The organism is Prevotella herbatica (assembly GCF_017347605.1).
Taxonomy (GTDB): domain Bacteria; phylum Bacteroidota; class Bacteroidia; order Bacteroidales; family Bacteroidaceae; genus Prevotella; species Prevotella herbatica.
Genome location: NZ_AP024484.1, coordinates 3,179,015 through 3,192,908, shown reverse-complemented (window position 1 = coordinate 3,192,908; position 13,894 = coordinate 3,179,015). Strand labels below are relative to the sequence as shown.

General features: G+C 37.3%; 14 protein-coding genes. 2 read left to right on the top strand and 12 right to left on the bottom strand.

Annotation, left to right across the window (positions count from 1 at the left end; translation table 11 throughout):
- Positions 1-30: 30 nt before the first annotated feature.
- From prwr041_RS12280 to dnaB, 7 genes are all read right to left on the bottom strand, one after another.
- Positions 31-552 (bottom strand): nucleoside 2-deoxyribosyltransferase domain-containing protein, encoded by a 522-nt coding sequence (locus prwr041_RS12280; RefSeq protein WP_207154087.1) that lies wholly within the window; start codon positions 550-552, stop codon positions 31-33.
- Positions 553-1,810: 1,258 nt separating this feature from the next.
- Positions 1,811-2,872: a 3-isopropylmalate dehydrogenase gene (gene leuB, locus prwr041_RS12275; RefSeq protein WP_207154086.1), complete on the bottom strand. Its 1,062-nt coding sequence runs from the start codon at positions 2,870-2,872 to the stop codon at positions 1,811-1,813.
- A gap of 22 nt (positions 2,873-2,894) precedes the next feature.
- Entirely contained in the window at positions 2,895-4,436 is a 1,542-nt protein-coding gene (locus prwr041_RS12270; RefSeq protein WP_207154085.1) for an alpha-isopropylmalate synthase regulatory domain-containing protein, read from the bottom strand.
- Positions 4,415-5,005, bottom strand: coding sequence for a 3-isopropylmalate dehydratase small subunit (leuD, locus tag prwr041_RS12265; RefSeq protein ID WP_207154084.1), 591 nt, complete (start codon positions 5,003-5,005; stop codon positions 4,415-4,417). Before leuD ends, prwr041_RS12270 begins: the two co-directional genes overlap by 22 nt.
- A 10-nt stretch (positions 5,006-5,015) precedes the next feature.
- Positions 5,016-6,407 carry a 3-isopropylmalate dehydratase large subunit gene (leuC, locus tag prwr041_RS12260; protein WP_207154083.1) on the bottom strand — a complete coding sequence of 464 codons (1,392 nt, stop codon included), beginning with the start codon at positions 6,405-6,407 and terminating at the stop codon, positions 5,016-5,018.
- 30 nt (positions 6,408-6,437) lie between these two features.
- Entirely contained in the window at positions 6,438-7,940 is a 1,503-nt protein-coding gene (locus prwr041_RS12255) for a 2-isopropylmalate synthase (RefSeq protein ID WP_207154082.1), read from the bottom strand.
- Positions 7,941-8,256: 316 nt separating this feature from the next.
- Positions 8,257-9,786: a replicative DNA helicase gene (gene dnaB / locus prwr041_RS12250; protein ID WP_207154081.1), complete on the bottom strand. Its 1,530-nt coding sequence runs from the start codon at positions 9,784-9,786 to the stop codon at positions 8,257-8,259.
- Positions 9,787-9,961: 175 nt separating this feature from the next.
- Here dnaB and ispE point away from each other — a divergent pair, with 175 nt between their 5' ends.
- Both ispE and prwr041_RS12240 read left to right on the top strand, forming a co-directional pair.
- Positions 9,962-10,801: a 4-(cytidine 5'-diphospho)-2-C-methyl-D-erythritol kinase gene (gene ispE, locus prwr041_RS12245; protein ID WP_207154080.1), complete on the top strand. Its 840-nt coding sequence runs from the start codon at positions 9,962-9,964 to the stop codon at positions 10,799-10,801.
- 3 nt (positions 10,802-10,804) lie between these two features.
- On the top strand, positions 10,805-11,305 hold the full coding sequence (locus prwr041_RS12240) for an NUDIX hydrolase (RefSeq protein WP_207154079.1): 501 nt from the start codon (positions 10,805-10,807) through the stop codon (positions 11,303-11,305).
- A 275-nt stretch (positions 11,306-11,580) separates the two neighbouring features.
- Here the strand turns inward: prwr041_RS12240 and prwr041_RS12235 are convergent, their stop codons facing one another.
- The 5 genes from prwr041_RS12235 to tsaD all read right to left on the bottom strand — a co-directional run bounded on the left by prwr041_RS12235 (position 11,581) and on the right by tsaD (position 13,890).
- The gene (locus prwr041_RS12235) at positions 11,581-11,739 is read right to left on the bottom strand and encodes a DUF4295 domain-containing protein (protein ID WP_207154078.1); all 159 of its coding nucleotides are present in this window, start codon (positions 11,737-11,739) and stop codon (positions 11,581-11,583) included.
- A gap of 25 nt (positions 11,740-11,764) precedes the next feature.
- Complete coding sequence (gene rpmG, locus prwr041_RS12230; RefSeq protein ID WP_207154077.1) at positions 11,765-11,953, bottom strand: 50S ribosomal protein L33; 189 nt, start codon at positions 11,951-11,953, stop codon at positions 11,765-11,767.
- Between the two features lie 5 nt (positions 11,954-11,958).
- Positions 11,959-12,222 carry a 50S ribosomal protein L28 gene (rpmB, locus tag prwr041_RS12225; RefSeq protein WP_207154076.1) on the bottom strand — a complete coding sequence of 88 codons (264 nt, stop codon included), beginning with the start codon at positions 12,220-12,222 and terminating at the stop codon, positions 11,959-11,961.
- Between the two features lie 130 nt (positions 12,223-12,352).
- The gene (locus prwr041_RS12220; protein WP_207154075.1) at positions 12,353-12,853 is read right to left on the bottom strand and encodes a CinA family protein; all 501 of its coding nucleotides are present in this window, start codon (positions 12,851-12,853) and stop codon (positions 12,353-12,355) included.
- Positions 12,854-12,858: 5 nt separating this feature from the next.
- Positions 12,859-13,890 (bottom strand): tRNA (adenosine(37)-N6)-threonylcarbamoyltransferase complex transferase subunit TsaD, encoded by a 1,032-nt coding sequence (gene tsaD, locus prwr041_RS12215; protein WP_207154074.1) that lies wholly within the window; start codon positions 13,888-13,890, stop codon positions 12,859-12,861.
- Positions 13,891-13,894 lie beyond the last annotated feature (4 nt).

Below are 13,894 nucleotides of genomic sequence, written 5' to 3'. Positions count from 1 at the left end.
ATAATATCAGCGAGTTTCCATTTACCATTATCACTTTATTTCATTATAAAGTAATTCATCTAGCGTTTTATATAATGGAATACCATATCTTTTACATGTTATTCTAACATTATCATATCTATAGAAAGTACTGTTACACACAACAGCTATCTTTTTGGAATGTGCAAACAAGCCTAATTCCAACAAAGAAATAGGAGATTTACTTGTTCCTAGAATATTCATAATAATAAAATCAGCCTCTTCCAAATGAGACAGCTCCCAGTTCACCTGATAATCCATTTCTCCAGCCTTACTACCATTCCAATGCTCTTGCCTTGGATTAAATAAAAGCCATCTTCCACCCTTATTCTTAAAATACTCAATAACATTCTGCTGCCAATCAACACTGCTGCCCATATCTATTGTACCAGCAAGAAATATCTTACGAATACCTGTGGTGTCGCAAGATATAGACTCATGAGGATGATGCATAATTACCTGTCCATGAACTTGTTTGGAGATCATAAATGACATTATAAACAAACAGAATATATAAAACTTTCTTCTTTTCATTGCTTTATTTATAGATCAGAATTTTACTCGTACCAGAGATATTACTCCCTTGTGTGCAAAGGTAACTAAAAATATCATATTAGTGAAATATCATATTGGAATTGAGAAATATACCATCAGCAACATAAAGAATAGATTATCAACAAATGATATCACATCAAGTTTGTCAGTCCCTTAAAACACAAAAAACTCTCTCTTCATCTGTAATTCTTGTGCGTTTTAGCTACGTAGCTACGGTATCTCTCGCAAAGCCTTTAAACAGAGGGGATAACGAGACGTAGCTTGCAGGATTTAACTACGTCAAGCTACGTTCGTGCTACGTCAACTTGCGTTATTTTAAGGATAGACTACTATTTTTCGGGTGAATTTACAAATTATCTATGTCAAAGAATCGTTAGCTTGCATCTGAGGAATCGATGAGATGTGCTAAAACTATACGAACGAAAACTGAATAATCAAGCTTGTTTTAATGTTCAGCCGAATTCCGCTGAATTCTCGGCAAAGATACTGCAAGATTTTTATTCATGCAATGAAATCAAGTTTGAGCTGTTAGCCAAAGTTTGAATTACTAGTGCTACACACTATAAATACGCGCACGCACACACACTCTGGATTTTTCAGAAAAAAATGTCGAAATGTCTATCCATTGAACATCAACTTGTTAGAACTCTTTTCAAGTAGAATAAAGTAAAAGCTATTCGTCGACAAAATATTGGTGAAAGTTTTTATCGTATAGAATTACACTTTACGGAGTATTGCGATGCGTTTTACGATGTTTTGCTGTCCGTTTTACGTTATATTGCAGTGCGTTTTACGAAGCAATAGGAGGTAAAACATCGTAGAAAAGCTTGTGTTTCTATATAGAAAGAGTTACGTTTCTATATAGAAACGCATGCAAAACTTGAAATTTGACCGTCAATTTACCGTCACATTTATTAGTCAGATTCGTCGATAAAATATTGATATTCATTAAGTTGACACTTCGACACTTATATTTTTCAAAACCCTAAGTGTGCGCGTGTATGCGCGTACATTATATAAGCAGAAATGGATGACGTAGCTAAGACGTAGCTCATCGAAGCTAAATATTGCAAGCTATGTCTCGTCTTCCCCTCTGTTTAAAGGCTTACCAGAGATGTCGTAGCTTCCGTAGCTAAAAACACGAAAAAGCACTAGGGACATGCCTAAATATGAAAAATTAAATCGCCACAATAGTTATTACACTACTGTGGCGATTAAATATTTATAGATATATCTATTAATTATTCTTTATATAATCAGCTATCCATTTTCCTACTTCTGTAGTTCCGTAAGTGTTGCCACCTTCAACCTGAATTTCAGGAGTACGTACATTTGCGTCAAGACTTGCATCCACAGCCTTACGGATAAGTTGTCCCTCTGTGTTAAGTCCGAAGTGCTCAAGAAGCATTGCAGCAGAAAGAATCTGAGCGATAGGATTAGCAATATTTTTACCGGTAGCCTGAGGCCAACTTCCATGAACAGGTTCAAACAAAGGAGTATGCTCACCAAGACTTGCAGATGGTTGAAGTCCCATAGAACCAGTAATACAACTTGTTTCATCTGTAAGAATGTCACCAAAGGTATTTTCTGTAACAATAACATCAAAGAATGTAGGCTCTGTAAGGACACGCATTGATGCATTATCAATAAACATGTAATCTGTGTTTACTTCAGGATAAGATGTTTCCATTTCCTTAGCTATCAATCTCCAAAGACGACTTGAAGCAAGAACATTAGCCTTGTCAACAACTGTAAGATGCTTATTACGCTTCATCGCTGTATCAAAAGCAACCTTCAAGATGCGTTCAATTTCTGGGCGTGTGTAAATATCTGTATCATATGCCTTGTCATTATCCTGATACTTCTCACCAAAATACATACCACCAGTAAGTTCACGAATTACCACAAAATCAGCACCTCTCAACAGTTCATCCTTCAAAGGAGACTTATGAAGAAGACACTCAAAAGTAGCAACAGGACGTACATTGGCAAAAAGCCCCAACTTCTTGCGCATTGCAAGCAGACCCTGCTCTGGACGAACCTTAGCAGTTGGATTATTATCAAACTTAGGATCACCTACAGCAGCAAATAATACAGCATCAGCATCCATGCAAACTTTAAATGTATCGTCAGGAAAAGGATCTCCAACTTCATCAATAGCATGAGCACCGCAAAGAGCTTCTGTGTATGTAAACTTGTGGTTAAACTTAGCTGCTACTTCATTTAATACAGCAACACCTTGTTTCATTATCTCCGGTCCGATACCATCACCGGCCAAAACAGCAATCTTTAAATTCATTATATTATATTTTTAAATTCTTTTATCTACTTTCAGGATTCTCAATCATATTGAGCATCTTTATTGTTGCCTTAATGGCAGCCTCAGTCTGGTCAGCATCAAGTCCTCTAGTACGGAACATCTTACCATCACTTTTAATCCATGTAATAATAGTCTGCACCAAGGCATCCGTGCGTCCACCAGGAGGAATACTAACCTGATAGTTATCCAACAAAGGAAACTCCCTATTGAGATTATTCTTATAAACTTTACGTAAAGCCTTAACAAATGCATCATACTGTCCGTCACCAGTGGAGTCTGCTTCATAGCAGACATCGTTTATTGAGACCTTAAGACTTGCTATAGGTCGCATACCATAAGAGGTTGACACCATGTAACTTACAAGTCTAACTTTCTCATCAGGAATACTATGTTTCAACACATCTGAGACAATATATGGTAAATCCTCCTGAGTAACTAATTCTTTTCTGTCGCCAAGCTGAGTGATGCGCTGTGTCACCGCCTTTGTCTGTTCAGGATTAAGTACAAGTCCTAGTTCATTAAGATTCTGAGTAATATTTGCTTTACCAGAATTTTTACCAAGGGCATATTCGCGATGACGTCCAAATCTTTCTGGAACCAAATCATTGCAATAAAGCTTATCTTTATTATCACCGTCAGCATGGACACCAGCAACCTGAGTAAAAACATTATCACCAACGATAGGAGTATTTGGTGCTACAGCAATACCACTATAGCCCTCTACAAGGTGAGTTATATAAACCAATGAAGTTTCATCTATATTGGTAGAGAAAGCATACATATCTTTCAATACAACATGCACAGACGATAATGGAGCATTACCACATCTTTCTCCCAACCCATTCACAGTGACATGCAATCCTTTAACACCAGCCTTAACTGCCGCAAGCGAATTAGCCACAGCCATATCATAGTCATTATGGGCATGGAAATCAAAATGAACATCTGGATAACGTTCCACGACCTGACTTATATAATCCATAGTCTGAGTAGGACTCAATATCCCCAATGTATCAGGCAAAAGAAAACGACATATATTCTTGTCATGAAGAGAATCTATAAGCTTAAAAACATATTCTGGAGAATCCTTCATACCTGAAGACCAGTCTTCAAGATAAAGATTTACTTGCATATTAGATTTTTTGGCATAATCAAGAACTTCTACTATATCATGAATATGTTCATCTATAGTTTTCTTCAGCTGCAATTCGCAATGCTTCAAACTACCTTTAGCCAAAAGATTTATGACACGACAACCACAATCATGTATCCAATCAACCGACTTATTACCATCAACAAAACCAAGAACCTCAACCTTATTGAGCACACCATTAAGTTCGGCATAACGGCAAATCATGCGTACAGCATCCTTTTCACCTTCAGACACACCTGCAGAAGCTATCTCAATACGATCAACCTTTACATCAGATAACAGGGCACGAGCTATCATCAGCTTCTCATGAGGGAGAAAAGACACACCATTGGTCTGTTCTCCATCACGAAGCGTGCAATCCATTATTTCTATTTGTTTGCGTTCTCCCATGATTCAACTTTATCACGATTCTCCACAAGGAAGTCTACATCATCAAGACCATTCATAAGACAATGTTTCTTATATCCGTTTATTTCAAATCGCTCACTCTTTCTTGTCTTTAAATTAGTAACAACCTGATTTGGTAAATCAACCTTCACCTCCATCTTGTTATCTTCGCTTATGCTATCAAAAAGTTCCTGAAGAAAACCTTCTGACACAACTACAGGAAGCACAAAATTGTTAAGTTCATTATTTTTATGAATATCAGCGAAGAAAGAACTTATTACAACTCTGAATCCATATCCAGCAATAGCCCAAGCAGCATGTTCACGAGATGAACCAGAGCCAAAGTTTTTACCAGCTACAAGTATGACTCCACTGTATCTAGAATCGTTTAAAACAAAATCTTTCTTTATTGAACCATCCTTATTATATCGCCAATCACGAAATAAATTATCACCAAAACCTTCTTTATCTGTTGCTTTTAAAAAACGAGCTGGAATTATCTGGTCTGTATCCACGTTCTCTAACGGCAATGGAATACAAGTTGATGTTATAACGTTAAATTTCTGTTTCATAATTATTATATTAAAGAGTTCGTGGATCAGTTATTTTACCCGTTATAGCGGCAGCGGCAGCTACTAGCGGAGAAGCAAGTATTGTACGTGAACCAGGTCCCTGTCGTCCTTCAAAGTTACGATTACTTGTCGAAACAGAATACTTTCCAGCAGGAATCTTATCATCATTCATTGCAAGACAAGCAGAACATCCAGGTTGACGAATTTCAAAGCCAGCAGCTTCAACAATCTTGTCTATACCCTCTTCACGAATCTGCTCATCAACAAGCCAAGAACCAGGAACAAGCCAAGCCGTTACATTATCAGCCTTTTTCTTTCCTTTCACAATATTTGCAAAAGCACGGAAATCCTCAATTCTTCCGTTGGTGCATGCGCCAAGGAAAACGTAGTCAATAGAGTGACCAAGAAGTTTCTCACCAGGAGCAAATCCCATATACTCAAGACTCTTCATGAATGAAGCTTGCTCCTTCTCATCTATTGTATCAAGAGTAGGTATTGTTTTATCAATAGCAATACCCATTCCTGGATTAGTACCATAAGTTATACGTGGTGCAATATCAGAAGCATTAAAATTCAATTCTTTATCAAATATAGCATCGTCTCCACTCTTTAAAGTTTTCCAATAAGCCAATGCCTTGTCCCATTCTTCTCCTTTTGGAGCATATTCACGACCTTTGATATATTCAAAAGTCTTTTCATCAGGAGCGACAAAACCTCCACGTGCTCCCATCTCGATAGATAGATTACACAAAGTCAATCTGCCTTCCATAGACATGTCACGCACTACATGACCACTATATTCTACAAAATAACCAGTTGCGCCACTAGTAGTAAGTTTACTCATCAAGTAAAGAGCTACGTCCTTAGCCACAACATTAGGACTTAGTTTTCCATTTATATTTATCCTCATACTCTTTGGCTTCTGCTGAAGAATACATTGAGAAGCCATAACCATTTCTACCTCTGATGTGCCAATACCGAAAGCAACAGCCCCCATTGCTCCATGAGTTGAAGTGTGAGAGTCACCACATACAATTGTCATTCCTGGCAAAGAGAGTCCCTTCTCAGGACCGACTACATGGATTATACCGTTATCTTTGGTATTCATTTTAAACTCTTTCAATCCAAAGTCATCACAATTCTTATCAAGCGTGTCAAGTTGTTTGCGTGAAATAGGATCATCAACAGGTTTATCCTGATCATGGGTAGGTGTATTATGGTCTGGCATACAATATATCTTGTCAGATCTAAAGCACTTCAATCCCCTTTCACGCATTCCTGCAAAAGCCTGAGGGGAAGTTACTTCGTGACAATAAAGACGATCTATGTATAGCTGTGTAGGACCGTCTTTAATGGTCTGAACAACATGTTTGTCCCAAATCTTGTCAAATAATGTATTCATAAATATGTCTGTTTATTATTATTACCTAAATTAGCGAATCTTAAACTTATTAATACAATCTATATATGCCTCTACACTGGCAGTTACAATATCTGTATCAGCACCAAAACCATAATATACATGACCATCATATTCTACCTGCATGTGAACTTTACCCACATCATCAGAGCCCTTATCTATTGCCTGAATAGTAAACTCTTTCAAAAACATCTTCTTCTGTATGATTTTTTTCAAAGCCTTGATGGCTGCATCTACAGGACCATTGCCCGAAGATGCTTCTTCAAACTTCTGACCAGCCAAATCAAGTCCAATGCTTGCAACGCTCTTTACACCTTTACCAGTAGTTACCTGTAGGTAATCAAGTTTCACTCCATGAGCATCTGTCTGATCGGCACCAGCCAACATCATTACATCCTCATCGCTAACCTCTTTCTTCTTATCAGCCAACAGTAAGAATTTCTTATATAAATTATCAAGCTTTTCCTCGTCTTCAATATCGATACCATTTACATGCAGACGATATTTCAGAGCTGCCCTTCCTGAACGAGCAGTCAATACTATCGAATTATCATCTAAGCCGATATCCTTTGGGTTGATTATTTCATAAGTCTGTACATTCTTCAATATACCATCTTGATGAATACCGCTTGAATGTGCAAATGCATTACGTCCAACAATAGCCTTATTAGGCTGCACTGGCATGTTCATTAAGCTAGAAACCATTCTAGACATAGGAACAATCTTATTTGTATTGATATTCGTGTCAATGTTAATGCCCTTATGACATTTAAGTATCATAGCAATTTCTTCAAGGGCAGTATTACCAGCACGCTCTCCTATTCCATTTATAGTTACTTCTACCTGGCGCGCACCATTCAAGACACCTTGAAGAGTATTTGCAGTAGCCATACCTAAATCGTTATGACAATGAGTTGAAAGGATTGCCTTATCCATGCCATCAACATGTTCCATGAGATACTTAATCTTATTTCCATACTCATCAGGAAGGCAATAACCTGTTGTGTCAGGAATGTTGACAACTGTAGCACCAGCTTTAACGACAGCCTCTACAACTCTTGCCAAATATTCATTATCAGTTCTACCTGCATCTTCTGCGTAAAACTCTACATCTTCTACATATTTTTTTGCATAACTAACGGCTGCAACAGCACGCTCAATTATCTCTTCTCTATTAGAGTTGAATTTATATTTGATGTGAGAATCACTAGTTCCTATTCCTGTATGGATACGCTTGTGTTTTGCATATTTTAGAGCATCAACAGCACAATCAATATCTTTTTGCACAGCTCTTGTCAAGGCACATATTGTTGGCCATGTAACAGCTTTGGAAATTTCAACAACAGAATTAAAATCACCTGGAGATGATATAGGGAAACCTGCCTCAATAACATCTACTCCCAACTGCTCAAGAGCCTTTGCAACCTGTATTTTCTCAACAGTATTCAACTGACATCCCGGCACCTGCTCACCATCTCTAAGAGTGGTATCAAAAACAAACAATCTGTCACTCATATATTTGTATATTTATATTTAATTATTTCCCAATGAAAAAGCCTTTCACACTTACACGGAAGTGAGAAAGGCTTTAAATATCTTTTTACATCATCTATATGCGCACCTTACCACTTCCACTCACTTTTTGAAGTCGAATTCGAATAATAATGCTCAATATGTTTAGAGATGTAATCATATACTATTTTGTATTTACGAATGCAAAGGTAATGATATATTTCTAAATACACAAAAGAATTAAAACATTTTTATCTAAAAATCTTTCAGATTACTACTTTTGATAACTTTTTAAATCGTTTTTATTATTTAATTCAAACTAGAAAGGCATATTGTCTCCTTGAGGAATAGGTGGCATATCACCAAATGGATTGTCTTGAGGAGCAGCATCACCGTTGTTCATCTTCGAACCAATAATCTCTCCACCACCCTGAGGTAGACCATAAGATTCTTCTGGATTTTGGAATCTAGTATATTCACCCTTAAATGTAAGTATTACATCTCCAGTAGCACCCTTTCTATGCTTTGCAATAATGATTTGAGCTTTTCCGTGAAGGTCGTTACCCTTTTCATCATTGAAAATATGATAGTATTCAGGACGATGCACGAAAAGTACCATATCGGCATCCTGCTCGATAGCTCCTGATTCACGCAAGTCACTAAGCTGAGGACGCTTACCTTCAAGTCCATCACGATTTTCAACCGTACGATTCAACTGAGAAAGTGCAAGTATTGGTATATTCAATTCCTTTGCTAATCCTTTTAATGATCTTGATATTGTTGAAACCTCCTCCTGACGGCTACCAAACTTCATACCATTGGCATTCATCAACTGAAGGTAGTCAATCATTATAATCTTAACTCCTTTTTCACGTGCCAACCTACGGGCTTTAGTACGGAGTTCGAATACTGACAAACCTGGGGTATCATCCACATAGACAGGAGCACCTGTCAACTTTCTAAGATTTTTGTCAAGACGTTCCCATTCATCAGGAGTAAGCTGTCCGTTCAGCATTTTGCTACCCGCAATCTCACAAGTATTCGAGATCAAACGGTTTACAAGCTGAACGTTGTTCATTTCCAGAGAGAAGAACGCAATAGGGATTCTATAATCAACAGCTATATTCTTTGCCAAACTAAGTGCGAAAGAAGTCTTACCCATGGCTGGACGTCCAGCAATAATAACAAGGTCACTCTGCTGCCATCCACTCGTCATTTCATCTAACTGAGTATATCCAGTTGGAACACCAGTCAAACCACCAGTATTGGCTGAAGCCTTTTGCAAGATGTCCACAGCCTGTTGAATAACAGGATCTATCTGAGTATAGTCCTGCTTCATATTTTTCTGTGATATCTCAAACAATGTACCTTCGGCCTCCTGCATCAATGCATCAACGTCAACGGTATCATCAAAAGCTTTTTCCTCAATCCTACTAGCAAACTGAATAAGCTGGCGAGCGAGAAATTTCTGTGCCAAGATATGAGCATGATATTCCACATTAGCAGAAGATGCCACGTGAGCACTGATATCTAGCACGTAGCCAGGACCACCAATATCATCAATAGTACCTTCCTTTTTCAATTCTTCGGTAACGGTCATGATATCAACAGGGCGCTCACTCATATTCAGGTTCTGAATAGCCTGATATATTTTTTGGTTTCTTGGCTCGTAGAAAGTCTCTGGACGTATAATCTCTGAAATCATTGAAAATGCATCCTTGTCTATCATTAAAGCACCGAGTACCGCTCTTTCAATGTCTGTAGCCTGCGGTTGAAGATGACCATAAGTTGTATCTATTGGGGTAGAAGTCTTACGTTTTTTAGTATTATTGCTGTTATTTTCTGCCATAAATTAATGATTTGTGACAAAGGTAATAATTTTTTTGTTTATATAATATTATGGTTATTAGATTTTTTGTATTTTTGCATAAGATACATCTGCTCGCAGCATAACATTCAAACAAGTTTGGTGATTATGCTCGTGTTTGCAATATCTTTGTGTACATAATTAAAAATAAAAAACTATGATTATATTTCCATGTGCTAAAATTAATCTTGGACTGAACATCGTAAGCAAACGTTCCGATGGTTATCACAATCTGGAAACGGTATTCTACCCTATTCCATTATATGATGCTTTAGAGATAAAATATATGGATGAGAAATTTCCATCAGAAAACGATTGCGACTTAAAAGTTACTGGAAACGCTATTGAATGTGACGAGAACAACAATCTAGTTGTAAAAGCCTACAATTTAATAGCTGAAGACTATAAACTTCCACGAGTACATGCACATCTTTATAAACGAATACCTTCACAAGCTGGCTTGGGTGGTGGATCTAGTGATGCAGCCCACATGATAAAACTTCTTGATGAACGTTTCAGACTTAACATAGGTAATGCGGAAATGGAAAGATATGCTGCCAAGCTTGGTGCAGACTGTGCATTCTTCATTGGTTGCGAACCATGTTACGCTACAGGTATCGGTGATCAACTTATGCCAGCAGATGGACCAAAGGGTAATCTAAACGGATACTATTTATTCCTTGTTAAACCAGATATTGCGGTTTCTACGAAAGAGGCCTATGCAAACGTTGCACCACGCACACCTGAAATTTGCTGTAAAGAAATAGTTCACAAATCTATATATACATGGAAAGATCTGTTGGTTAATGATTTTGAATTATCAATATTCACAAATCATCCTGAACTAAGCAACATTAAGAACAAGCTTTATGAAAAAGGCGCTGTATTTGCTCAAATGAGTGGTAGCGGAAGCTCTATTTACGGTCTGTTCAAAGAGGAACCTAAAGAGCTAGAAGGACTATTCCCGGATTGCTTTACCTTTAAAGCTAAATTATAAAATATGAAAGATAACAAAAATGAGATGTTTCCTCTTGTTGATGAACAAGGAAACATTATCGGGGCAATAAGTCGCGGAGAAGCACACAGCGGAAGCAAAAAATTACATCCAGTGGTGCACCTACATGTTTTCAACAGCAATGGAGATCTTTACCTACAAAAACGTCCTGCATGGAAAGATATTCAACCTTCAAAATGGGATACGGCATGTGGTGGACATATCGATCTAGGTGAAGATGTAAAAACAGCACTGAAACGAGAAGTAAGGGAAGAACTAGGAATAACAGATTTCACACCACAGGATATGGGGCACTATGTTTTTGAAAGTGCGCGTGAAAAAGAATTGGTTTATGTACACAAAACGATATATGATGGAGAGGTACAGCCAAGCAAAGAGGAATTGGACGGTGGAAGATTCTGGAGCCATAATGAATTATTAAACAATATTGGCAAAAATGTCTTCACACCAAACTTTGAAAACGAGTATACGAAGTTTTTCAAATAACCAATACTAGTAGATTATTCATAACAGGGTTTGTTTTTTACGAATATTTTACTTACTGATTCTTTTATTTTGTTCTATTAATATGCTATAAGTTCTTGTCTATAATAGCAACCAGAGCATATATGTATCACAAGAGACTTATTCGCTTTCATCTGTAAACGGCAGTTTTAGAAGATAGGATAATCTTAGTTGATAAACAACTTATAAAAATATACAAAAATAAAAAGGTTGTAAAGCGAAACTTTACAACCTTTTTTATTTAGTTCTTAATAGAATTACTTCTTAAAGAAATCCTTAACAGCCTCATTAGGAACCATGTGCTCATCAAATACATAAGCACCAGTCTTAGGGCTCTTTACCATCTTTATTACCTTTGAATATGCGCGACCTTCCGAAGAACCTTCATGGAGGGTAGCGACCGCTTTCTTTGCCATATCTTATATGAATTTAAAAGGGTTATTACTTAATCTCCTTGTGAAGAGTCATCTTCTTCAGGATTGGGTTGAATTTTTTCAATTCAAGACGCTCAGGAGTGTTCTTACGATTTTTTGTTGTTACGTAACGGCTTGTTCCTGGAAGTCCGCTATTCTTCATTTCAGTGCACTCTAGAACGACCTGCACTCTATTTCCTTTAGCTTTCTTTGCCATGATAATTATTCTCCTATTACTTTAATGTCTTTCCAGTCGCAATAACCCTTAGAAACAGCCTGCTTCAAGGCAGCGTCAAGACCGACTTTATTAATGAGACGAAGACCAGCAGCGCTGACCTTAAGGCTAATCCAGCAATTCTCTTCTACATAGTAGAATTTTTTGCTGAAGAGGTTAACATCAAAGCTTCTCTTTGTACGGTGCTTTGAGTGAGACACATTACAACCTAACTGTGCCTTCTTTCCTGTAATCTGACAAATCTTAGACATTACTATCTTTAATTTTTGTTTTCGTTTTTTGATACTTATTCCAAACAGGGTGCAAAATTACAAATAATTTTGAATTTCCCAAAATATTTCCCTAAAGAATACTTATATTTAAGTATTTTTTTGTTTTGAGTTACTCTTTCGGATTCTTTTCTTTAACAAAATCCAAAAATAATCTCAAAGCTTTTCTTGATGCAATAGCAAGATTTATATCTCGTCCAAAGTCTTCTTCCAACTTAAACGTACGTATATCATCCTTGCAACCATATCCTATCCATATCGTACCAACAGGTATTGAAGGTGTACCTCCTGCTGGTCCAGCTACGCCTGTTGCAGAAATAGCATAATCAACATTCAGTGCATCACATGCTCCTGCAACCATTTGCTTGGCAACATCTTCACAAACAGCAGTCTGCTCTTCCAACGTTTCGTGAGAAACATGCAATAGGTTTTCCTTTATCTCATTTGTATAACTAATAATTCCTCCCTTGAAGTAATTACTAGCCCCTGGTACTGAGATTATAGCTTCTGCAATACGTCCACCGGTACAACTTTCAGCAGTTCCGAGAGTAAGGTCATTATCATACAAATATTGCTGTATTTCTTTACTTAATACTTTACTTTCTAATTCCATATCATTTACTTAAAGGTTACTTTTGAGAAAGCCGGCATATCTATAGAGCCGAAATCCTTATCCTCATATTTAAAATTACCTACACATGCTATCATCGCGGCATTATCAGTTGTATAGCTAAATTTAGGTATGTATATTGTCCAACCATATTTATCAGCATGCTCACGGAAAGCATTACGAAGTCCATTATTAGCAGATACTCCACCAGCTACTGCAACATGAGTAATATTAGTATCTTCTACAGCCTTACGTAATTTTTTCATAAGGATATCTACAATTGTAAATTCCAAACTTGCAGCCAAATCTTGCTTATGATGCTCTACAAAATCAGGATCCTCACTTACCCACTCACGAAGGTTATATAGGAAAGACGTCTTCAATCCTGAAAAAGAATAATTCAATCCAGGAATATGAGGTTCTGAAAATTTATACGCTTTAGGATTACCCTGACGAGCAAGCTTATCTATAATAGGGCCGCCAGGATATCCAAGTCCCATAACCTTTGAACACTTATCAATCGCCTCACCAGCAGCATCATCAATAGTCTGTCCAAGAACCTGCATATCATTATATGCATTTACTTTAACAATCTGTGAATTGCCACCAGAAACCAAGAGACAGATAAATGGGAAAGGTGGAGCTGTTGTATCATCGTCGTTTTCCTTAATAAAATGAGCCATAACATGACCTTGAAGATGATTGACATCTATCAAAGGGATATTCAATGAACGTGCAAATCCTTTTGCGAAATTCACACCTACAAGAAGAGAACCCATCAATCCTGGACCACGTGTAAAAGCTATTGCGCTTAGCATTTCCTTTGTAATACCAGCACGCTTTATAGCCTGATCAACTACGGGAACTACATTTTGCTGATGTGCACGTGAAGCCAACTCAGGAACTACGCCACCATAAGCTTTATGAACATCCTGTGAAGCTGTAACATTAGAAAGAAGCACACCATTTTTCAACACAGCTGCAGAGGTATCATCGCACGAAGACTCAATACCTAATATATAAATATCTTTATTCTCCATATAT

Bases quoted from the DNA above. Each gene is read 5' to 3' on its own strand.
- tsaD (WP_207154074.1), bottom strand. From the start codon at position 13,890: ATGGAGAATAAAGATATTTATATATTAGGTATTGAGTCTTCGTGCGAT.
- leuB (WP_207154086.1), bottom strand. From the start codon at position 2,872: ATGAATTTAAAGATTGCTGTTTTGGCCGGTGATGGTATCGGACCGGAG.
- prwr041_RS12280 (WP_207154087.1), bottom strand. From the start codon at position 552: ATGAAAAGAAGAAAGTTTTATATATTCTGTTTGTTTATAATGTCATTT.
- leuC (WP_207154083.1), bottom strand. From the start codon at position 6,407: ATGAATACATTATTTGACAAGATTTGGGACAAACATGTTGTTCAGACC.
- rpmB (WP_207154076.1), bottom strand. From the start codon at position 12,222: ATGTCTAAGATTTGTCAGATTACAGGAAAGAAGGCACAGTTAGGTTGT.
- prwr041_RS12240 (WP_207154079.1), top strand. From the start codon at position 10,805: ATGAAAGATAACAAAAATGAGATGTTTCCTCTTGTTGATGAACAAGGA.
- prwr041_RS12235 (WP_207154078.1), bottom strand. From the start codon at position 11,739: ATGGCAAAGAAAGCGGTCGCTACCCTCCATGAAGGTTCTTCGGAAGGT.
- prwr041_RS12255 (WP_207154082.1), bottom strand. From the start codon at position 7,940: ATGAGTGACAGATTGTTTGTTTTTGATACCACTCTTAGAGATGGTGAG.
- prwr041_RS12270 (WP_207154085.1), bottom strand. From the start codon at position 4,436: ATGGGAGAACGCAAACAAATAGAAATAATGGATTGCACGCTTCGTGAT.
- dnaB (WP_207154081.1), bottom strand. From the start codon at position 9,786: ATGGCAGAAAATAACAGCAATAATACTAAAAAACGTAAGACTTCTACC.
- rpmG (WP_207154077.1), bottom strand. From the start codon at position 11,953: ATGGCAAAGAAAGCTAAAGGAAATAGAGTGCAGGTCGTTCTAGAGTGC.
- ispE (WP_207154080.1), top strand. From the start codon at position 9,962: ATGATTATATTTCCATGTGCTAAAATTAATCTTGGACTGAACATCGTA.
- prwr041_RS12220 (WP_207154075.1), bottom strand. From the start codon at position 12,853: ATGGAATTAGAAAGTAAAGTATTAAGTAAAGAAATACAGCAATATTTG.
- leuD (WP_207154084.1), bottom strand. From the start codon at position 5,005: ATGAAACAGAAATTTAACGTTATAACATCAACTTGTATTCCATTGCCG.